The sequence below is a fragment of the Olivibacter sp. SA151 genome (assembly GCF_054130995.1).
Genome location: NZ_CP096391.1, coordinates 3,632,185 through 3,653,829, shown reverse-complemented (window position 1 = coordinate 3,653,829; position 21,645 = coordinate 3,632,185). Strand labels below are relative to the sequence as shown.

The following is a 21,645-nucleotide window of genomic DNA, read 5'->3' as shown; positions in this document are numbered from 1 at the left end:
TTTTACAAACTTATAAGCAGTTCTGATTAAAGCATGTCTTTTCTTTTTCAGAAGATTGCAGTTTATTTATCGGCTAATATGTATTTTCGCGGTTTAATTCCAAAATCATGGAGAAAACAGACAAACTATTTCCCTGCTTTTATTTGGCTCCGATTGCTGCGGTGAGCGAGATGTTAAGCGCCGACGGAGATGAAATTCTAATCGAAAAATTCGAACACTTCCCCAAGCAAACCTATCGAAATAGGGCGAGTATCTACTCTCCAAATGGTAAATTGGACTTGATCATTCCTGTTAGGAAGGGTGCAAAAGTACACACGGTGATGAAGGATGTACGGATAAGTTATGAGAGTGACTGGCAACGCCTACATTGGATGAGTTTGCAAACTTCCTACAGACGGTCAGCTTATTTTGAATTTTATGAGGATGACTTCGCGCCATTTTACGAAAAAAAATATGAATTTTTATTTGATTTCAATATCGATCTGACAAGTATGTTGCTTCGGTTGTTAAAAATACGAAAGGCGTTAACGTTTACGACCTCATATCAGGATAGTGATGCCGGTATTCAGGATTTTAGAAACCGCATTCACCCAAAACAGACCTATCAAGCCAAGGAATTCAAGCCGTATTTTCAGGTGTTTGAACCTAAGCATGGATTCCTTCCAAATCTAAGTATTGTTGACTTACTGTTTAACCAAGGCCCTAATAGTTTAAATTTTTTATAATTGCGAACAATCTAATCTTTCGAAACTATTGCTCAGTCGTTGGTTTGGATGCCGAATCGATAAAACAACAAAATATCGGGCTAGGCTGCTTCTTTTAGCAAATCCATGCGCTCACATATTTTATTCAAATCTTGAGTAATTTTGCTTACGAAGGAAATTTGCTCTGTTATTAACTTTGTTTCTTCGTTTTCTCCCGTATCCTCCGGCAAAGCAGTAACCACTTTGATATCTGTTTCGATAAAAGGTTCATCGTCTTCAGTCATTTTAAACTGCAAAATCGTTTGAGAAAGTTGTTTAAGCGATTTTCGTGTCAATCTAACGTGTTCAGCGGTGAGTGACTGCTGAGCAGCATTTTTGACAACAGCTACCAATGCAACTGAGTAAGAGGATAATATGTGATTATATATTAAGAACTTATTTAGTTCTTTGGCGTTTTTTTGTTTGCTTTTTGGCTCAGTAATCATCCGCTGAAAAATCGAGGTCATATTGGCCATATTAACATAGACATCTTTCCTAACCAATTTGTATTCGGTCTCACTTACCTCTATACCAATAATATACTCCAACGCTTTGACTAAGTAATTGTAATTAGCAATAAGGAGCTTTCGCATACTGGTTTGTACATTTTTACTCTCCCAACTGGGGAAAATAATGTAACTGGAAGTAAAAGCCAATAAACTACCGGTTACGGTGTCTATCACACGTTCCTGAAGAATTTCAAAGGTGCTTACGCCGAGAAAGCTATATAAAAGTAAAAGGTAAGGTGTTAAAAACATGACACCTAGAATGTAGTTAATGCGAATGAAGCTGTAAGCTAATACCATAAAAATCATTAAAAAAATGAATCTGGCAATCTCTTGCTCAATGCCAAGTAGAATCGCGATACCCGCCAGTCCGCCGATTATAGTGCCTGACATACGTTGATAATTGCGTTGCTTTGTCAAGCTCCAACCCGGTTTAAGAATAACCAGGACGGTCATTAAAATCCAATAACTATGATTGCCAAAAGGGATTAGTTTCGAAATAAAAAAAGCTGCAATCATCACAATCACCATTCTTAAGGCATGTCTGAAAGTAGACGATTTTAAACTTAAATTGTCTTTTAGAACCTTCGGATTGAATGACTGATGTGATAAAAACTTAGTTAAATCTGTTTCCTGATTGTTAAATTGAGCGGTTTGCGTATCAAAGTATTGATAAATGTTGTTGAGCTTGTTAATTAAATCCCGGATATTGACTAATATCTTTTTTAAGATTACCGTGTTTTTGCCTGTGTTTTCTACGCGATCTATTGCCCCTTTTATATGTTCTAAGTCCGATTTGAAATCGTATAATTTCTTTGGTCGATGATTCGCATTGATATGATAAGCCAGATTGTCCATCTCGTTGGCTAATCTGTTAACCGTTATTCTAATAGCCCTTAAAGCATCTGTATCTCCGAAGTTATGGCGAATGGCCTCATAATCGTAATGTGTAGCCATCGTTCGTTCAAAAATATCTACCATGTCGGTAAATATAATGACCAATACGCGCCCTAAGCGCGTAGAGTCTTTTACAATCGCCTTGCTTTTAAAAAGTAACTCCCTCACGACATCCTGATGTTGATGAACGATCACTTGCTGGTCAATCAATTTTTGGTAGTTTTTGTCGTTATCAACGGTTATATCATAAAAATTGGCCTTTAATCGTACATAAGCAGCGGTATCTTGAATACATTCAGCTAGGGCCTGCTGGGAAAGTCTGAATGGACGAAATTGAGTTAAGGTAAGACTCAAAAGCATGTACCAAGCTCCTCCAATCGTTGCATAGACAGCATGCATAAGCGAGCTGTCAGCAGTCATCTTTAAATCATCCATATTAAGGATCATCACTAGAATTGCGGCCGTGCCCAAAGAAGCTGCCCGCGTTCCGTAAACCGCTATCATACACATAGAAAAATTGAGGACAGACAGAAAGATGATAACAGCTACATCGAAAGGGTTAATCAATTTGGTGATAAACGATATCACAAAGATAAAGCCTACTAACACCAGCATCGCATTTCTTCGGTCTTTTGTAGGGCCAGGGGTATCTACAATACTGGTAATTACCGCCCCTAAAGAGACAGCTATCCCCGTTCTTATGTCTCCTAAATAGGAAAAGATTAGAGCAGGAACCAGGGCCCCAAAAGCAATTCGCAAACCATCGGCAAAATACTGACTATATAAAAATGTCTTAATAGCTTGTGTTTGTTTCACTAGAAAAAATCAGTAATAATAGTATGAATGACTTTCCCCTTGTCATTTTGGGATTTACTGACGAATATACAAAAATCCGGCCGACTTATTTTTTGCTTTAGATATTTTGACTGATTAAAGTCATTTTATTTTTTCTAAACGGCGTAAAGCATTTTTATCCATATTGTTGAGAACCGTAATAAAAAGCGTCAAGCAAAACTTAACAGTATCGTACCTGTTATTGCATAGACACTAACCGCATTATGCTGTTTATTGTTTGAGTAATTAAATTGAAAAATGTTATCATAACGAGGGTAATTGCTTGGCGAATTGTAGTTAAGTTTAGATTGTTTTGATATTTATTTGTATTTTGTGCCGTTTTGTTGAAAAAACAATAAATTTTTGTTTTTAACCACGTATTAATCTTTGAGGTATTTATGAAACTAAGTCAGAAAGAAGCTGTTTATGAGAATGAGGTCTTGACACGCTTTGAACTCTATAACAGTCTTTTTTTAACATTACCATTTTATCAAGTCAAGCATACCGGGACCCTATTGCCTTTCTTTTCAACACATATCGAAAAGGGAGTAAATGATAAAATGGATCCCGAAGCAATAATTGAAAGTTTTTTTGGACAATACGAACAATATATTCACAAGGCCGATCGCTTCGATTTGCTTTTCCGGATCATCCAATATATCGAAAGACAGGTCGTTTTATTTGATGCGATAGAAGATGCCGCTTTCTCGAAGACCGGTAGGGCCGATGATGCCGGATCATTGGAATCTTTATTTAAACGTGCTGAAAATAATAACGTATTACGTGATAAGATCGTTAATCGGTTGAAAGATTTTTCGCTGCGATTGGTTCTTACCGCCCATCCTACACAGTTCTATCCGGGTGAAGTGTTGGGTATTATCACCGACTTAACAGGGGCTCTAAAAAAGAATGACATTAACGATATTCATTTATTGTTACAGCAGTTAGGCAAGACACCGTTCCTACAGAAAAATAAGCCAACACCCGTTGACGAAGCCAGGAGCTTAGCCTGGTTTTTGGAGCATGTGTTTTACCCGGTTGTTTCGGATATACAATGTATGGTGGATAATGACTTTGATGCCAATGGTTCTATTAGGGAAGCGGAAAAACAAATCGTTGAGTTGGGCTTCTGGCCGGGGGGGGATCGCGATGGAAATCCTAATGTGACTACAGAAAGTACAAAAGAGGTTTCTGCTTTGTTGAGAACCATCTTGTTCAGGTGTTACTACCGGGATTTTAGAGTGATGAAACGCCGTATTACTTTCAGAGGAGTGGAAAAGTATATGGCAGCTTTGCAGGAAATTTTCTACGAGAATAGCTTTAACCCACAGGAAAATCAAACGAATGTAAAAGACGCTATCATCTTCAATTTAAGTGAAGTAAAACGAGTGCTTACCGACTATCACGACGGTCTTTTTGTGAACCTTGTGGACGATCTTTTGCGGAAGGTTAAAATTTTCGGGACCTACTTCTCGAGCTTGGATATTCGCCAGGATAGCAGCATCCTCCGCAAAACATATCAATACCTCTACAAAGCTCATCCGGAAGAGACAGGAATTGATGCAGATTTTGAAACGTTGGAGGAGGCAGACAAGATTATGTCCGCTCGCTTCCGTGAGGCTGATTTACCAACAGACAATATTAAGGATCCTTTAATTCTGGATATGGTAGAAACGATTCGTTTTGTTCAAAAAATCCAGCAGTCGGGAGGACCGAAGGCCTGCCATCGATTTATTATCAGTAATTGTCAACAAGCGTCAGATATTCTGTCTCTTATGGAACTTTTCCTATGGAACGGTTGGAAGAAAGAGACGCTTTCAATTGATTTTGTACCATTGTTTGAGACGGTAGATGATCTGAAGCGTGCGGCTAATGTGATGGAAATCCTCTATAACAATAAGGCTTATCAATCCCATCTTAAATACCGTGAGAATAAGCAAACAATTATGCTCGGGTTTTCAGATAGCACAAAAGATGGTGGATACCTAATGGCCAATTGGTCTATTTACAAAGCAAAAATGGAGCTTACTGCGATGGCGCGTAAATACGATGTCGATTTAACCTTCTTTGATGGACGGGGTGGGCCTCCGGCTAGAGGAGGAGGGAAAACCCAACGGTTTTATGCTTCTATGGGTGATGAAATAGCGAATGATCATATACAATTAACGATTCAGGGGCAAACGATAAGTAGTCAGTATGGCTCTTTTGATACCGCACATTACAATATTGAGCAATTGTTGAATGCCGGTATAACTTCAGGAATAAAAACCAAACCTGGCGATACCCTCAGTCAGGAGAAGAAAATGTTGATTGATCGTATGGCTGGAGCTAGCTATAATAAATTTATGGAGCTAAGGAAACACCCCTTATTCCTAAAATATCTGGAAGAACTTAGTCCATTGAAGTTCCTGTCATCTCTTAACATCAGCAGTAGACCGGTAAAAAGAAATTCAAATTCTGAATTACGATTGGAGGACCTACGGGCAATCAGTTTTGTAACCGCTTGGAGCCAACTGAAGCAAAGTGTCCCTGGTTGTTACGGCGTGGGAACGGCGCTTAAAAATGCAGACGATTCGGGCGAGTGGGATAAAGTGCAAGAACTTTATAATACTTCCGGTATGTTCAAAACAATCATTGATAATAGTATTATGTCTATGACGAAATCAAATTTTAATATCACTGCCTATTTAAAAGACGACGAAAAGTTTGGGACATTTTGGAATATGCTTCGCGAAGAGTTTGAGTTAACTAAGCAATACTTTTTAAAATTAACGGGTACCACGATGCTTATGGAACGATATCCCGTGGAAAGGAAATCGATTGCTACGAGAGAGAAAATCGTTCTACCTCTTGTCATTATTCAACATTATGCGATTAAAAAAATGCATAATTTGAGTACGGATGATCCGAATTATGAGATTTATGGTAAATTACTCACCCGCACGGTATATGGTATTGTCAACGCCGGAAGGAATTTGGTATGATTGAGTGGTATTCACGGTGGATTTGTACATAAAAATTGATAATAGGAAAATTTTATGTTAGGTTTGCTGGACAAAACTGTACATACATAAATAGAAATTAAAAATGAATAGGAAGATAGCTTTATTTGGCTTGTCAACTTTTGCATGTGTTTTATCGATGAGCTCCTGTACAAGTGTTGGTGAACATAAGGCCAGCGCAGAGTTATACTACACAAACATCACGAAAGCAGATACCGAAGAATATAGATTTTATCGTACGGTATATCAATTGGCGAATGAGGAAATAGAGTTTGCTAATATCATTTCACAGCGAGGAAGCAATGCGAGTGTAAAATCCTTAGCTACAAATTTAAGCACCCAATATAAAGATGTGTTAGCAAAAGTTCAGGAATTGGCTACCAAATCTGATGTACTGATTCCTTTCCCGGCTATGCACTCATTGGAATTACCTGCCGGCTTGGATTCTGCTCAGGCAAGCATATTGGATAAAGAATTTCTAAAACACTCGCTACATAATCAGGAAACTATTCTTCACCAATTTGAGGGCGCAGCCCGCACCACAGATGTCAGTGTGAGAAAATATGCGAAAGAGGCACTTCCTGTTCTTGAAAAAAGCATAGAAGAGACAAAAACTTTACTGTAAGCTTTTTCAGAGTGCCTTAGGAAGGTGTCTTAAAAGGTACAAGTCGGGATAACGATAAAAAGTAACTTTTTAAAGACACCTTCTTCTTTTGTATAATTTCCTTGGATTCGGCTCGGTATTATTACCAGAACCTAGAAATATGATAAAATTTTGTTGAGATAAAAGCTAATCCGACTAACAAAACTATTTACGGGATTTAGCGTTTTATTAAACAATAAAACTTATAAGTATATGTCAAAATATCCGGTAATAGCAGGCATACTTTCCTATGGTATGTCTGGTAGAATATTTCATGCGCCTTTTCTTGAAACAAATACGCGGTTTAAGTTCAAAGCGGTTGTAGAAAGAAGTAAAAAAACGGCACAGCAACGATACCCCAATATTATCAGTTATGATAGCGTTGATGAGTTATTAGATGATAAGGATATAGAACTGGTTGTGGTAAACACCCCTAACCAGACACATTTCGACTATGCCAAAAAGGCTTTGCTGAAAGGAAAGCATGTGCTAATCGAAAAGCCCTGTGCTGCCACAAGTCAGGAAGTAAAAGAGCTTTTTGATCTTGGCAGAGAACAAGGTAAGCATGTAATGGTGTTCCAGAACAGGAGATGGGACAGTGATTTCAAACTTGTTAAAAGAATTATTGAAAGTGGTGCGCTTGGTGATATAATTGAATTTCATATCCGTTTCGATCGTTATAGGAAAGAAAAGAGTCCTAAAACATTTAAAGAAATCAATCAGGCAGCCGCTGGTTTAACCTATGATTTAGGTCCGCACTTGCTTGACCAGGTAATCTCGCTGTTCGGTAAGCCTAAAGATAGCATCAAGCTGACAAGCATTCACAGAGAAAATTCAGAGGTAGATGATTTTTTCACCTTTGTATTAACTTATGAACACGGACTTACTGTTTTTGCACATGCAAGTTTGTTAGTTGCACAGCCCTTGCCCGCGTACGTGATACATGGCACAAAAGGCTCTTTTCAAAAAAACCGAGCAGATGTGCAAGAGGAACAATTGGACAAAGGGATGTGGCCGACTGACGAAAAATTCGGACTGGAAGCTGTTGGTCAAGAGGGCTTATTAACTATTATCAATAAAACTAATCAAAAACAGATTTTTTATAAAGAGGCACTTAAAGGGAACTATAAGGGCTTGTTTAATGCCGTATATGAACAAATCCGGAAAGACAAACCTTATCCTATCACAGAGGAACAGATTATATGGCAAATGGAGCTACTTGAGAAAAAATCGTGGAATAAATAATCCTTTGTTTCCGGTATTTAATTTGCTTAGCTTTATATAACTTAAATAAACGGTTATGGCTAAGAAAATCACAAAAAAACAAAAGAAAGCGGATAAGCAAAAAGTTACCAAATCGCTAACTAAACGTGTTACGGCTCTATTGAATGATTTAGGGCATGAAACGAAAGATTTGGCAAAAGATATTAAGAAAGCCAGTAAGAAACTCGCGGAAAAGCTGTCGGATAAAATAGAAGGTGCTAAAGGTCAAACGAAGAAAAAAGCAGAGGCTTCCAAAAAGAAAGTCAAAACTGTCGGAGAAAAGGTAGAAAAGAAATCAAAAGAGAAGGCAGAAAAAAGTGCAAAAGCAGTAGAGCAGAAAGTAAAAACTGCAACTAAAACCAGCAGCACTTCGAAAAAGGAGCCTGTGAAGGACGACAAGGTTGGAAAGACAGAGGTTAGCAAAGTTAGTGGTAAAACTCAATCGGTAGCTCCTGCAAAATTACCCATTCCAAAGGCTACTCCAAGCAAACCGGTAACCGCAGCCACACCACCTGCAAGCACAAGCAAGAAGACAAGCCCCCAAAAGGACCCGTCAGCAACAGCAACGGTAAAAAAAGCTGTTCCGCAGCGAAGCGCTTCTTCATCAACTGGCAGCGCTAAAACAGATAGTAAGCAATCGGCGGTAGCATCAGCAGCCACTAAAGCAGTATCGCAACCAAAAAAAGTTGTTACTCCTAATCAAATTGCAAACCAAGCGAAAAAAGAAGCAGAATTAAAACCCGCTGTTAAAGAGGAAAAGAAGGCAGTTGTTACGGGTAATAAAACAAGCGCAAAGCCGGCAACGAATGTTAATAGTCAGCCAAAAACTGCTCCCAAAAAAGCGACGCCTGCAACCGCGAGCAAAACAGCAAGTAAACCATCAGAACCGTCAGATAAACCAGCAATTTCCTAATTTTGATTCATAAAAGGTAATGTTTACTTAACATGTACTTAACATTTTTATGCAAAATTTGCTGTCTATAAATGGTATTCTGATAAATGTCTGCATCTTTTAAGAGCAAAGCTCCTTTAATTAATAGAGAGATAAGTTGGTTATATTTCAATGAGCGCGTATTACAGGAAGCGGCGGATAAATCAGTGCCTCTACTAGAGCGTCTTCGCTTTCTTTCGATATTCTCTTCCAATTTAGATGAGTTCTATCGCGTAAGAGTGGCTACGCTTAATAGGTTGGCAAACGTAAATACGAAAGCGAAGGAGCTCCTGGGCTTTAACCCTCGGAAAGTATTAAATGAAATTAAGAATATCGTTGTTAAACAGGAAAAGCGGTTTGAATACCTTTATGAGCACGAAATAATTAAAGAGCTGGCGGAAGAGAAGATTTTTATTATTAATGAAAAACAACTGAACGTTAGTCGAGGAGAATTTGTTAGGAAGTATTTTCAAGAGAAAGTACTTCCTAATCTGGTTCCGATTATGTTGGATGTGGACAATACCAAGCCATTCCCTGAATTAAAAGATCGCCGAATTTATTTCCTTATTAAGTTAACATATCATAAGAAAATCAGATATGCCCTATTGGAGGTGCCCAGCAAAAGCATTAACCGTTTTTTGGTGCTTCCTCATAGTAATCAATTGAAATTCATTATACTTTTGGATGATATCATTCGATATTGTCTTGATGAATTGTTTTTTATTTTTAAATACGATACCATTGAAGCCTTCACGATCCAACTGACCCGTGATGCGGAACTGGATATCGATCCCAATGTAAGTGAGAAGTTTATCGAAGCCTTAAGTAAGAGCCTTCAAAGGCGATCGAAGGGAAAGCCAATGCGCTTGCTTTATGACAGTGAGATCCCACTGGACATGCTGAATTTTTTGGTTTCGAGAATGAATTTGAGCAACGGTGTACTTATTCCCGGCAATCGTTACCACAATTTCAAAGACTTCATAGCCTTTCCAAATGTAGGAGGACCATCCTTGGAGTATGAGGCGCTTCCTGCACTCGAAGTAAAAGAGCTCGACTTGAGTAATAGCATTTTTAACCAGATTGCAAAAAGAGATTATCTGATCAGTTTGCCATACCAGTCATTTGACTATATCATTCATTTTTTGCGAGAGGCTGCCATTGATCCAAAAGTGGTGGAAATTAATATTACCCTCTATCGTTTGGCCGAAAATTCAAAGATTATCAATGCCTTAATCAACGCAGCAAAGAACGGAAAAAAAGTAAACTGCCTGATTGAATTAAAAGCGCGATTTGATGAAGAAGCCAATATTTTCTGGAGTAATAAATTAGAAGAGGGTGGAGTGCATGTACATTATGGTCTTTTGGCTTATAAGGTACATTCCAAAATATGTTTGATAAGCAGGAGGGAAAAGGGGAGACTTACGTATTATGCGAATCTGGCAACAGGAAATTATAATGAAAAGAGCGCGCGAAGTTATTGCGACCATAGTATGTTCACCGTTCATAAAGGTATAACGGCAGATCTAAAAAGGCTTTTTAAAGGACTGGAAAAAAAATCTTTTTACAAAGGCTATAAATACATTATCACTTCGCCTTTGGAAATGCGCAATGCAGTTTATCAATTAATCGATAGGGAAATAGAGCTTGCTAAAGCGGGCAAGGATGCATATATGATTTTAAAGATGAACAGCCTTTCTGATGAAGGTATGATTTTGAAATTGTATGAAGCTAGTAACGCGGGAGTCGAGATCCGACTAATTGTGCGAGGTATGTGCTGTCTGGTTCCGCAACAACCAGGTTTCAGCGAAAATATAACGGTTATTAGTATTGTAGACAGATTTTTGGAGCATGCTCGTGTGTGGATCTTCGGGAACGATGGCAATGAAAAAATATATTTATCGTCAGCTGATTGGATGACCAGAAACATAGATAGACGATTGGAAGTTAGCTTTCCAGTAGTAGATCCCTTATTGGTTAAGGAAATAAAAGATATTCTTGATCTCCAACTTCGCGATAATACTAAAGCAAGGGTAATTAATGCGGCAAACGATAACAGATACGTAAAGAAGAGAAAAAATGAAATGAGTTATCGGGCCCAACTGGATACTTACCATTATTTGAAACAAAAGAATAAATAAAGATATGAGATATGGAGCTATTGATATTGGTTCAAACGCTATCAGATTATTAATTGCTGATATAATTGAGAATGGCCAAGTAGTTTCTTTTAAGAAGAATACACTCATTCGAGTACCCTTACGTTTAGGCGACGACGCTTTTATTGATAAGAACATCTCTAAGAGAAAATCAGAAGATTTAATAAAAACTATGTCGGCGTTTAAATCACTGATGGACGTCTATAAGGTTAGTGAATACATGGCTTGTGCAACTTCTGCCATGCGAGAAGCTGTCAATGGTTCCGAGTTGGTGCAAGAGATAAAAAAAGTCGGTATCAACCTGGAAATCATTGATGGCGTAAAAGAAGCTAGTATCATCTATAATAGCCATGTTGAACAGCAATTGGAAAGACGGAAAAGCTATTTATACATTGATGTTGGTGGTGGTAGCACCGAGTTATCGGTATTTAATAATGGAGCTTTAAGCGCATCGAGGTCATTTAATATAGGAACTATTCGTATCCTAGATAATCAGGATAGCGAGGAAACATGGACTGAAATGAAGGAATGGATAAAAGAAAACACCAAGAATTATAAAGGAATTATAGGCATTGGAACCGGCGGTAATATTAATAAGTTGCATCGTCTAGCCGACGAAAAGGGAACTAAGCCTTTATCTTTCAATAAACTTAAGTCGCTATACGAATATTTAAATTCTTTTTCCTTAAAAGAACGTATCAATGTTCTCGGATTAAATAACGACCGTGCTGATGTGATTATTCCGGCTTGTGAAATCTTCCTGAATGTTATGAAATGGGGAAGTGTAAAAAATATTGTTGTGCCTAGGGTAGGTCTTGTCGATGGAATTATCCAAACGCTCATCGACGAACATGGAAAATAAATAAGAAAAAGCTCGATAATACCGATTTTGAATAAAAAAAATTAAACCTATCGGGCGTTATGGTGTTTTTTTTTAAATATAACTGAAAATATATTATAGATATAATAAAATTGAGTATCTTTGGCGCCCGTATGAAAAGACTTTTTATACGGGTTTTTTGTTGCTATTTTTGCGCATGGTCAAGAAAGTCGCCCTTATAGCGGTTAGGTCTGGATTATATAGGCGACTAAAAAATAACTTATTCTGACGAAAAATGGCTGAGCTGCCAGAGGGGTACTTTAGCTCAGACAAGCTTCGTCGCCGTTAACCGAGCTTGCGAGCTCATTGATACCTAAAAACAGTGAATAGTATCGATAAAAACAAATTAAACATTCAATGAAAATCTTAAAATTCGGTGGAACATCGGTTGGTAGTCCCGAGCGTATGAAGAAATTACTGGACATCATCCAACCCGGTGAAGAGAAACAGATCGTTGTTTTATCTGCAGTAGCAGGTACAACCAATGCATTAGTTGAAATATCACAAGCTTTTGCAGCGGGTGATAAGCGAAAGGCCGAAGCACTAATTAAGGGTTTGCACGCGAAGTATGAGGAATTTATTGAAGAGCTATTTACAAGTCAAGAAGGTAAAGAAAATGGAAAGGAACTGATCGATTATCATTTTAACTTTATAGAATCTTTTGCCCATGACCTTTTTACACCTATAGAAGAAAAGATTATTTTGGCACAAGGGGAGTTATTGTCAACGACCCTTTATCATTTTTATCTTACGGAAATTGGCGTTCGCTCTAAGCTGCTACCGGCTTTAGACTTCATGAAGATCGATGAGGATAATGAACCTACTATTGATTTTATCGGCGAGCATTTGTCGACTTTATTAGCAGCTTCAAATGACCACCAGTTGTTTATTACGCAAGGTTACATCTGCAGAAATGCTTTTGGTGAGATTGATAACCTAAGACGAGGTGGAAGCGATTATACCGCCTCGTTAATAGGTGCAGCCATACGTGCGGAAGAGGTTCAAATTTGGACAGATATTGATGGTATGCATAATAACGATCCGCGTATCGTAAAGGGTACAAAGCCCATTGCCCATTTAACATTTGATGAAGCTGCGGAGCTAGCTTATTTCGGAGCAAAAATTTTACATCCTCAAAGTGTATTTCCAGCTCAACGATATAACATTCCCGTAAGGCTACTGAATACCATGGATCCTGATGCCTCGGGCACTTTGATCAGTAAAGAGGGGGCCGTTAGGGGAGAAGTTCGGTCTATTGCGGCTAAGGATGGTATTACCGCAATTCGAATTCATTCTTCGCGTATGCTTTTAGCTTTTGGTTTTTTAAGAAGAGTTTTCGAAGTTTTTGAGCGTTACAAAACACCTATCGATATGATTACCACTTCGGAAGTCGCTGTATCGTTGACCATTGATGATACCCGTTTTCTCAGTGATATTGAAAGGGAATTAAAAGATTTTGGTTCAGTTGAAATTGACGTTAATCAAACCATCGTTTGCGTCGTCGGCGATTTCAGTTTAAATACGCATGGTTACGCTTCCCGTGTATTGGACGCTGTGAAACACATCCCTGTGCGCATGATTTCGTATGGTGGCAGCAATTTTAACATCTCATTGCTGATTAACGCTGAAGATAAGGTTGAAGTGCTTCGTTCTTTACACAATCGTTTATTTTAATTATAATGGCGATTTACGCTACAGAATTACATGTTTAACAGAGATATTATAGCTGCTTTTGAGCAGAAGGAAACCCCCTTTTTTTATTACGATTTACAGCTACTCCAAGCAACAATAGACAATGCGCTTACTGAGGCTGATAAGTACAAGTTTCACATACATTATGCGCTTAAGGCGAATTTTAATGAACGCGTTTTACAAATTATCCAAGAATCCGGTATTGGAGCCGATTGTGTAAGTGGTAATGAAGTACTAAAGGCGGTAGAAACGGGTTTTTCCCCTGATAAAATTGTTTTTGCAGGTGTTGGTAAAGCTGATAAAGAAATCATAGCTGCACTTCATCACGATATATTTGCTTTTAATGTTGAATCGGTACAGGAGTTGTGCGTCATCGGCGATTTAGCGAAGAAGGAAGGCAAGGTGGCGAAAGTTGCACTTAGAATCAACCCAAACGTGGATGCGAAGACACACAAGTATATTACAACCGGTTTAGACGAGAACAAGTTTGGTATTAAAACTTGGGAACTAAATGAATGCTTGGATGTTATCAGGAACTTTGATTCGCTGGAATTAATCGGACTACATTTTCATGTGGGCTCACAAGTAGTTGATCTCAATGTTTTCAAAAGCCTGTGTGTAAAAGTAAATGAGTTTAACAATTGGTTTGACGAGCGTGGATATCGTTTAAAAGTACTTAATGTAGGCGGAGGATTGGGGGTTAACTATACCGATCCCGATGGTGAACCTATTGTTGATTTTAAACGTTACTTTGAAATCTTTGATCAATTTTTGGAGCGCAAGGGAGAGCAAGAGGTGCATTTTGAGCTCGGAAGAGCTCTGGTTGCGCAAAGCGGAAGCTTAATTAGTAAGGTCTTGTATGTCAAGAATGGTATTAAAAAACATTTTTTGATTCTCGATGCAGGTATGACAGAATTAATGAGACCCGCTTTATATCAAGCTTATCACAAAATAGAGCATTTATCTGCTAAGCAGCTAAGTGAAGAGACGAGGGACGGATCGGTTAACTATGACGTTGTAGGGCCTATTTGCGAGAGTACCGATTGTTTCGGGAAGGAAGTCGAGCTTCCGGAGTCTAAGCGCGGGGATTTGATTGCCATTCGCACAACGGGTGCATATGGTGAGGTAATGGCTTCAAAATACAACCTACGAGACGAAATTCGTTATGTTTATAGTGATGAAATAGTATAAGTATAGGCTTGCTTGCGGGTCTATAAAAATAAAGAGCAGATTGTATAAATCCGCTCTTTATTTTTATATCCCAATTAAAATGCCCGGTTTATTAATGATTGGAATACGGATCAGGTTGGTGTCAACAATACTTTCCGGTAAGAAAATAAATTTCTTATCATAAATAGTTCCACCAATATAATAACTCAGCAAATATTCATTGGTTAAACCGAAAACCTGTTCGTCAATTGCTTCTACTAATGCAAACTCTTTTGCCTCTATATCTCCGATAAAATGGCGTAATACGGAAGTTTTTACTTCGCGCTCATCCTTCAAACCATAGCCCTTGCTGCTGATAAGCACATTCTTTATGGGTTCTTCCTTTTGGTTGATTAAGTAAACATTCCAGTGTCTGCTGGTAGGCGAATCACTTTCCAATACAACAGCTACATATATATCTTCTACAACGTTTGGAGGAAGGTCCTTCTTCATATATCTTCCGCTATTTTTTCTTTGCCGTTTTACTTTTGCCTTTCGCAGGTACCTTCTTTTTGGTGCCGGTGTTAGACTTATCACTTTCCGCTAATTGCAAAATATCATTATATGTTATTTTGTCTACGTCCTTATCTTTAGGAATCTTAATGTTTTGTTTTCCGAAACGGATGAAAGGTCCCCAGCGGCCTTGTTCAATTCGTGCCTCCGGATTTTCATCAAAGGTCTTGATCACTTTCTCAATGTCCTTTTTCCGTTTCAATTCAATGATTTCTATCGCTTGGGTCTCGTTTACATCCATTGGATCTATTCCTTTGGGTAAGGAGTAAAAAGCATTGTTGTGGCGGATATATGGTCCAAATCGGCCAATTGCTACCGTCATCTCCTTATCCTCGTACTTTCCAACTTTTTTTGGCAACTTAAATAATTCCAAGGCTTCCTCTAAAGTGATGGTCTCGATCATTTGTCCGCTGCGCAGACTGGCAAATACCGGTTTTTCTTCATCATCTGCCGAACCAATCTGTACCAAAGGGCCAAAACGGCCTATTCGTACACTTACCTGTTTACCCGTTTGTGGATCCGTCCCTAAAATCCGCTCACTGCTTGCTCGGTCGGCGTTTTCAATGGTATCGGTTACTTCTTTATGAAAAGGGCCATAGAAATTGTGGAGCATAGCGGTCCATTCTTTCAGTCCATTAGCGATTTCGTCAAATTCTTTTTCAACCGTAGCCGTAAAATTAAAATCGACGATATCCTTAAAGTGTTCCACTAGAAAATCATTAACCAAAATCCCAATATCGGTAGGGAATAGTTTTGATTTTTCGACTCCTGTGATTTCGGTTTTCTTAGTAGTATTTACTTTACCATGGCCTAATGTCAGTACATTGTATTCGCGTTGTTTTCCCTCCCTATCTTCTTTTACCACATAGCCTCTATTCTGGATAGTCGATATCGTAGGAGCATAGGTTGAGGGTCGGCCAATACCGAGCTCTTCTAGTTTTTTTACCAAACTTGCTTCAGTATAGCGGGCAGGTGGTCTACTAAAACGTTCTGTAGCGGTCATTTCCTTTAAACCGAGCTGCTGACCGTTTCTAAGAGGAGGTAGAAGTGCATTGTCATCAGATTCTTCTAAATTGACTTCGCTTTCCTCATCAGTCGACTCAAAGTAGACTTTTAAGAAACCGTCGAATTTCATGACCTCGCCACTAGCCGTAAACTCTTCGTTACGCGTTGAAATATTAATTTTTGCGGTAGTTTTTTCAAATTCAGCTTCGCTCATTTGCGAAGCGATCGCTCGTTTCCATATGAGCTCGTAGAGTCGCTTTTCTGAATGATCCCCCTCTATGGTGTGTTGGTTAAAATAGGTAGGACGGATCGCTTCGTGTGCTTCTTGGGCACCGGCAGATTTAGTTTTATATTGTCTTCTCTTATGATATTTATCGCCATAGGCAGAACGGATCTCTTGTTCGGCTGCCTGTAAGGCCGTATCACTTAGATTGACAGAATCGGTACGCATATACGTAATTTTTCCCGATTCATACAAACGTTGCGCCACTGTCATGGTTCTAGCTACTGAAAAGCCAAGTTTTCTACTGGCTTCCTGTTGCAAGGTCGAAGTTGTAAAAGGTGCAGCAGGATTTCGCTTGCTTGGCTTTGTTTCTAGGCTTTTGACATGATATGATGCCGGAATACAGTCATTAAGAAATTTTTCGGCTTCATTTATAGTTGCGAATCGTTTCGATAATTCCGCTTTGAAAAGTTCTTTTTTATTTTCTTCCGTAAAGAAGATTGCAACAACCCGAAAGGCTGCTTCGGGCTCAAACTTGTTTATTTCCCGTTCTCTATCAACTAACAGCCGTACTGCTACCGACTGTACGCGACCGGCTGAGAGGGAGGGTTTAACCTTTTTCCATAATACGGGAGATAATTCAAAACCAACTAAACGATCCAATACGCGTCTGGCTTGCTGGGCATTTACTAAGTTAAAATCAATTTTTCGCGGCTGTTCAATGGCTTTAAGAATGGCAGGCTTGGTAATTTCGTGAAAAACAATCCGTTTTGTGCTGGATTCTTTTAGGTTTAACGTCTCGTATAAGTGCCAGGAAATCGCTTCTCCTTCCCGGTCTTCATCGGACGCGAGCCAAACAGTTTCAGCAGATTTGGCCAGCTTTTTTAACTCGCTAACAACCGCTTTTTTATCCGCCGGGACTTCATATTTCTGCTCGAAATTATTTGCAGTATCAATGGCATCATCCGTTTTTACCAGATCACGAATATGTCCATAACTTGATTTAACTAAAAAATCTTTTCCTAAATATCCTTCTATTGTTTTTGCTTTTGCCGGTGATTCTACAATTAATAAGTTCTTTGCCATTCAGTATCTTGATTTTTGCAAATAAAGGGATTTATTCATGTTTTAGCAAACTGCCTTCGCCTTTTTGATCAAAAAGCCGAAGTATACACGCTTCGGCTTTTTGTTTTATCGCTCAAACATAGATAAAATTGTTCGTTATTTGTATAATAGTTAGTTGATTTTATCTTTCGTTTTCGTTGCCAGTCTAATCAATTTATGGATCAAATTAAATATTGGAAATAAAGATTACCAAATTTTTTTAATTAAAATTGCATTAAAATTTACATGAGGAATCCGCCGCCCAACAAATCATTCCCTTCATAAAAAACCGCTGATTGACCCGGAGCTATTCCTTTTACATAATGTTCGAAGTCCACTTTCATACTTCCGTTTTCTTCAACAATCCGACTAATAGCACCGGTATCCTTATAGCGTATTTTGGTTACTGCTTCCATCGGTTCAGGTATATGCTCGTATTTGATCAGATTGATATTTCTGACGTATGCCGTATCTTTTTGGAGTTCCTCTTCTGAGCCCAACACTACTGTATTGCTTTCAGGTAGTATTTGAATAACAAAAACAGGACGTCCCAGAGCAATCCCCAAGCCTTTTCTCTGTCCGATGGTATAATAAGGATATCCCGCGTGTTTGCCCACTACCGTACCGTCCGATAAGATAAAGTTACCAGCACCTATACGCTCATCAATGTCTTCTACGCGATGGCGTAAAAAAGATCGATAATCGTTGTCCGGAACGAAGCAAATTTCATAGCTTTCCGATTTATTGGCCAATTCTACTTGTCCCATTTCAAGCGCCATCTGTCTGATTTCAGTTTTGGTAAAGCTTCCCAAAGGAAATTTTGTTCTAGCCAGATTTTTTTGGGAAACGCCCCACAACACATACGATTGATCTTTATGCTCATCTCGGCCTTTGGATATGACATACCGACCGCTGTCCTGTAAGCGAATATTTGCATAATGACCCGTTGCAATAAATTCGCAATCCAGTTTGTCCGCTCTTTTTAATAAAGCCTCCCATTTGATATGGGTATTGCAAAGAACACAGGGATTAGGCGTTCTTCCCGCCAGGTATTCATCCACAAAATTATTGATCACAAAGTCGCCAAATTCATCTCGAATATCTAAGATATAATGAGGAAAACCATAACCAACTGCTAAAGCACGGGCATCGTTAATGCTATCCAAGCTACAGCAACCGGTTTCTTTGGTGCTTCCTCCGGAAGATGCATAATCCCAGGTTTTCATCGTCAACCCAATAACCTCATAACCTTGCTCATGAAGCATCACTGCGGCCACTGAACTGTCTACCCCGCCACTCATAGCTACTAAAATTCGTCCGTGCTTGCTCATATCTTAAAAATAAAGCGCAAAGATAAGTCTAAATTTTTGTAAAGCCAGCTCTTTGGCAGTCAGTTAAATGTAATATAGGCCTTTTATGCTCCCTGTCCCAAATTTATACTTAAGGCGCCATCAATAGTAAAAGTCGTTCCCGTAACATAATCACTATCTGACGACGCAAGGTATACCGCTAAAGGGCCAATCTCTTCGGGTTTGCCGGCACGCTTGATGGGAATGTGCTGCTCCTTCTCCTCCCGTACCTTTTTGTTATCCATGGCTTGCTGGTTCATAGGAGTTAGTATCATCCCCGGGGCGATGTTATTAACACACACACCTTTAGGTGCCAGCTCCAAAGCGAGGCTTTTGCTGAAGTTTCTAACCCCACCCTTAGATGCGTTATAATCGGCATTGCCTGCTGTACACACTTCTTCGTGGATAGAACTGACAATGATTATTTTAGTTCCCTTAAGTTTGTTTTTTCGCAGCCTCAAAAATTCTCTACAGCAATAGAATGCACCATACAGATTCGTTTTGATACACGTATCGAAAGTTTCTGTGTCCATTTCCACTACGGGGATATTACTGCCGTTAACGCCTGCATTGCTGACCAGTATATCGATTTGACCAAATTCCTTTACAGCCTTTCCGAAAACCGATTGAACACTGGTCTCATCACTCACATCCAATTGATAGGTTGAAACTTTTGTTTTTAATTTCTTTATCTTTTGTTCAGCCTCTTTAGCACTTTCCCGGTCAGAATGGTAGGTGATAATAACATGAGCGCCTTCGGAAGCATACGCTTCGGCGATTGCACGACCAATGCCGGAATCAGATCCGGTTATTAGAGCCACTTTGTCTTTCAATTTACTCATAAATCTTAAATGAATTGATTGTTCTTTTTTATACTATGATGGAACAATAGAAAGCGCAAATTGTTGGTGCCGGAGCTAGCACAAAAAGATAGGCTGGATGGTTTAATTTTTTGAATAATGAAAAACAGCCATTACGATTATCGTTATGGCTGTTTTCCGGTTTAGAAGCTCATATTTTCCACTTCTTGTGCGGTCTCTTCTATTTTTTTCTTCAACTCTTGTTTGAAATGGATAAGATTCTGTGCCAATTGCTGATCAGCAGTAGCTAAAATCTGCGCAGCCAAAAGGCCTGCATTCTTTGCTGCATTCAATGCTACCGTAGCAACAGGAATGCCATTAGGCATTTGTAATATAGACAAAATGGAATCCCATCCGTCAATAGAATTGGAAGATTTGACGGGTACCCCGATTACCGGCAGGTGCGTAATCGATGCCACCATACCCGGCAAATGAGCGGCCCCTCCGGCTCCTGCAATGATTACTTTCAGTCCGCGCGACGCAGCCGTTTGCGCATAGTCGAACATACGTTCCGGAGTCCTATGCGCCGATACGATAGAAACCTCTATTTGAACACCCAGTTCTTTTAATATTTTAATCGCGTCTTCCATTACGGGGAGGTCGGATTTGCTGCCCATAATGATTCCTACTGAAGGAAGTTGACTTGTTTGCATAATAATGGATTTGATTTTTATTTAGGCCTTTACTTTAATGGTAGCCTGTACTTTTCTAGCTAAGGTAACCGCCTTTTCACGATCTTCGCTCACAATAGTTACATGTCCCATTTTACGAAAAGGTTTTGTGAATTTCTTACCGTAGAGGTGTATATAAACCCCTTCTTCCGCCAGTACCTCTTCAAGCCCCTCATAAATCGCCAGTCCTTCATAATTGGCTTCACCGAGCAAATTAATCATCACCGCATTGCTACGTGCAGCGGTGTTGCCTAGCGGCAAATTGAAGATTGCGCGCAAATGCTGTGCAAATTGCGATGTATAGTTTCCTTCAATTGTATGATGTCCGCTATTGTGCGGTCGGGGGGCGAGTTCATTTACCAGAATATTTCCATCCGGCGTTAAGAACATTTCCACTGCAAGAAGTCCTACGATTTGAAGATCCTCTGCAATCTTTATGGCTAACTGTTCGGCTCTTTCCTGTACTTCGAAAGGTAAAATGGATGGGGAAATTAAAAACTCAACCAAATTAACCTCTGCGTTAAATTCCATTTCAACCATTGGAAAGGTCGATACATCACCTTTATCATTTCGCGCTACGATGACGGCGATTTCCTTTTCGAAAGCCACCCATTGTTCAATCAAGCTCGGTGCCTCAAAGGCATTTACTAAATCAGCTTCATCTGCAATTTTATGCACTCCTTTTCCATCATAGCCATCTTTTCTCAATTTTTGTATATAAGGAAAGGGGATGGTTAAATCTTTTAATGCATCTTTTGAAGAAATCAACTGGAAGGGTGCTGTTGGAATATCGTTTTGTTTAAAAAACTGTTTTTGAAGTCCTTTGTCCTGAATTAAGCGGATGACACGCGCCTGAGGAAAAACGACAACACCCTCTTCCTCTAGTTTTTCCAGCGCATCTACATTTACTTTTTCGATTTCAATCGTAAGCATATCTACTTGCTTACCAAACTTATAAACTGTGTCAAAATCGGTTAGTGATCCTGCTTCAAACCGATCGCATAATTTTTTACATGGGGCATCCCGGTCTGGATCCAATACTGAAACACTTATGTTCAGATTGATCGCTTCTTGGATAAGCATGCGTCCGAGCTGTCCGCCACCAAGGATGCCCAAGCGTAAATCGCCATAAAAGTCTTTTTCCATAGATGTGTTTAGTTAAGG

16 protein-coding genes are annotated in these 21,645 nt (G+C 39.1%); 9 read left to right on the top strand and 7 right to left on the bottom strand.

From position 1 onward, the window contains the following. Positions 1-107: 107 nt before the first annotated feature. Entirely contained in the window at positions 108-725 is a 618-nt protein-coding gene (locus tag M1D52_RS15140) for a WbqC family protein (protein WP_437392907.1), read from the top strand. An 80-nt stretch (positions 726-805) separates the two neighbouring features. Here M1D52_RS15140 and M1D52_RS15135 read toward each other — a convergent pair whose 3' ends face one another. Further along, complete coding sequence (locus tag M1D52_RS15135; protein ID WP_437392906.1) at positions 806-2,962, bottom strand: FUSC family protein; 2,157 nt, start codon at positions 2,960-2,962, stop codon at positions 806-808. Between the two features lie 416 nt (positions 2,963-3,378). Between M1D52_RS15135 and M1D52_RS15130 the strand changes: the two genes are divergently transcribed. The 8 genes from M1D52_RS15130 (at position 3,379) to lysA (ending at position 14,738) form a co-directional block, all read left to right on the top strand. Continuing rightward, complete coding sequence (locus tag M1D52_RS15130) at positions 3,379-5,964, top strand: phosphoenolpyruvate carboxylase (protein WP_437392905.1); 2,586 nt, start codon at positions 3,379-3,381, stop codon at positions 5,962-5,964. Positions 5,965-6,067: 103 nt separating this feature from the next. Beyond that, on the top strand, positions 6,068-6,607 hold the full coding sequence (locus M1D52_RS15125; RefSeq protein WP_437392904.1) for a DUF4142 domain-containing protein: 540 nt from the start codon (positions 6,068-6,070) through the stop codon (positions 6,605-6,607). A gap of 231 nt (positions 6,608-6,838) precedes the next feature. Then, the gene (locus tag M1D52_RS15120) at positions 6,839-7,870 is read left to right on the top strand and encodes a Gfo/Idh/MocA family oxidoreductase (protein WP_013666430.1); all 1,032 of its coding nucleotides are present in this window, start codon (positions 6,839-6,841) and stop codon (positions 7,868-7,870) included. 55 nt (positions 7,871-7,925) lie between these two features. Then, positions 7,926-8,801 (top strand): hypothetical protein, encoded by an 876-nt coding sequence (locus tag M1D52_RS15115; protein ID WP_013666431.1) that lies wholly within the window; start codon positions 7,926-7,928, stop codon positions 8,799-8,801. Between the two features lie 86 nt (positions 8,802-8,887). Further along, on the top strand, positions 8,888-10,957 hold the full coding sequence (ppk1, locus tag M1D52_RS15110; RefSeq protein WP_437392903.1) for a polyphosphate kinase 1: 2,070 nt from the start codon (positions 8,888-8,890) through the stop codon (positions 10,955-10,957). A gap of 4 nt (positions 10,958-10,961) precedes the next feature. After that, positions 10,962-11,837: a Ppx/GppA phosphatase family protein gene (locus M1D52_RS15105; protein WP_130857447.1), complete on the top strand. Its 876-nt coding sequence runs from the start codon at positions 10,962-10,964 to the stop codon at positions 11,835-11,837. 375 nt (positions 11,838-12,212) lie between these two features. Further along, positions 12,213-13,529 carry an aspartate kinase gene (locus M1D52_RS15100; protein WP_130857448.1) on the top strand — a complete coding sequence of 439 codons (1,317 nt, stop codon included), beginning with the start codon at positions 12,213-12,215 and terminating at the stop codon, positions 13,527-13,529. Between the two features lie 30 nt (positions 13,530-13,559). Next, on the top strand, positions 13,560-14,738 hold the full coding sequence (gene lysA, locus M1D52_RS15095; protein ID WP_013666435.1) for a diaminopimelate decarboxylase: 1,179 nt from the start codon (positions 13,560-13,562) through the stop codon (positions 14,736-14,738). Positions 14,739-14,801: 63 nt separating this feature from the next. Here lysA and M1D52_RS15090 read toward each other — a convergent pair whose 3' ends face one another. The 6 genes from M1D52_RS15090 to M1D52_RS15065 form a co-directional block, all read right to left on the bottom strand. Then, positions 14,802-15,209, bottom strand: a complete 408-nt coding sequence (locus M1D52_RS15090; protein WP_013666436.1) for a hypothetical protein — start codon at positions 15,207-15,209, stop codon at positions 14,802-14,804. Positions 15,210-15,219: 10 nt separating this feature from the next. Further along, positions 15,220-17,583, bottom strand: a complete 2,364-nt coding sequence (topA, locus tag M1D52_RS15085) for a type I DNA topoisomerase (RefSeq protein WP_437392902.1) — start codon at positions 17,581-17,583, stop codon at positions 15,220-15,222. A 260-nt stretch (positions 17,584-17,843) separates the two neighbouring features. Next, entirely contained in the window at positions 17,844-18,932 is a 1,089-nt protein-coding gene (gene mnmA / locus M1D52_RS15080) for a tRNA 2-thiouridine(34) synthase MnmA (protein WP_437392901.1), read from the bottom strand. A gap of 83 nt (positions 18,933-19,015) precedes the next feature. Next, the gene (locus M1D52_RS15075; RefSeq protein WP_130857452.1) at positions 19,016-19,792 is read right to left on the bottom strand and encodes an SDR family NAD(P)-dependent oxidoreductase; all 777 of its coding nucleotides are present in this window, start codon (positions 19,790-19,792) and stop codon (positions 19,016-19,018) included. Positions 19,793-19,953: 161 nt separating this feature from the next. Continuing rightward, the gene (purE, locus tag M1D52_RS15070; protein WP_437360334.1) at positions 19,954-20,463 is read right to left on the bottom strand and encodes a 5-(carboxyamino)imidazole ribonucleotide mutase; all 510 of its coding nucleotides are present in this window, start codon (positions 20,461-20,463) and stop codon (positions 19,954-19,956) included. A gap of 21 nt (positions 20,464-20,484) precedes the next feature. Further along, positions 20,485-21,627, bottom strand: a complete 1,143-nt coding sequence (locus tag M1D52_RS15065) for a 5-(carboxyamino)imidazole ribonucleotide synthase (RefSeq protein WP_013666441.1) — start codon at positions 21,625-21,627, stop codon at positions 20,485-20,487. Positions 21,628-21,645 lie beyond the last annotated feature (18 nt).

What these genes read in the sequence shown, in the direction of transcription:
- M1D52_RS15140 (WP_437392907.1), top strand. Translation starts at nt 108, where the DNA reads ATGGAGAAAACAGACAAACTATTTCCCTGCTTTTATTTGGCTCCGATT.
- M1D52_RS15130 (WP_437392905.1), top strand. Translation starts at nt 3,379, where the DNA reads ATGAAACTAAGTCAGAAAGAAGCTGTTTATGAGAATGAGGTCTTGACA.
- M1D52_RS15125 (WP_437392904.1), top strand. Translation starts at nt 6,068, where the DNA reads ATGAATAGGAAGATAGCTTTATTTGGCTTGTCAACTTTTGCATGTGTT.
- M1D52_RS15120 (WP_013666430.1), top strand. Translation starts at nt 6,839, where the DNA reads ATGTCAAAATATCCGGTAATAGCAGGCATACTTTCCTATGGTATGTCT.
- M1D52_RS15115 (WP_013666431.1), top strand. Translation starts at nt 7,926, where the DNA reads ATGGCTAAGAAAATCACAAAAAAACAAAAGAAAGCGGATAAGCAAAAA.
- ppk1 (WP_437392903.1), top strand. Translation starts at nt 8,888, where the DNA reads ATGTCTGCATCTTTTAAGAGCAAAGCTCCTTTAATTAATAGAGAGATA.
- M1D52_RS15105 (WP_130857447.1), top strand. Translation starts at nt 10,962, where the DNA reads ATGAGATATGGAGCTATTGATATTGGTTCAAACGCTATCAGATTATTA.
- M1D52_RS15100 (WP_130857448.1), top strand. Translation starts at nt 12,213, where the DNA reads ATGAAAATCTTAAAATTCGGTGGAACATCGGTTGGTAGTCCCGAGCGT.
- lysA (WP_013666435.1), top strand. Translation starts at nt 13,560, where the DNA reads ATGTTTAACAGAGATATTATAGCTGCTTTTGAGCAGAAGGAAACCCCC.
- M1D52_RS15090 (WP_013666436.1), bottom strand. Translation starts at nt 15,209, where the DNA reads ATGAAGAAGGACCTTCCTCCAAACGTTGTAGAAGATATATATGTAGCT.
- topA (WP_437392902.1), bottom strand. Translation starts at nt 17,583, where the DNA reads ATGGCAAAGAACTTATTAATTGTAGAATCACCGGCAAAAGCAAAAACA.
- mnmA (WP_437392901.1), bottom strand. Translation starts at nt 18,932, where the DNA reads ATGAGCAAGCACGGACGAATTTTAGTAGCTATGAGTGGCGGGGTAGAC.
- M1D52_RS15075 (WP_130857452.1), bottom strand. Translation starts at nt 19,792, where the DNA reads ATGAGTAAATTGAAAGACAAAGTGGCTCTAATAACCGGATCTGATTCC.
- purE (WP_437360334.1), bottom strand. Translation starts at nt 20,463, where the DNA reads ATGCAAACAAGTCAACTTCCTTCAGTAGGAATCATTATGGGCAGCAAA.
- M1D52_RS15065 (WP_013666441.1), bottom strand. Translation starts at nt 21,627, where the DNA reads ATGGAAAAAGACTTTTATGGCGATTTACGCTTGGGCATCCTTGGTGGC.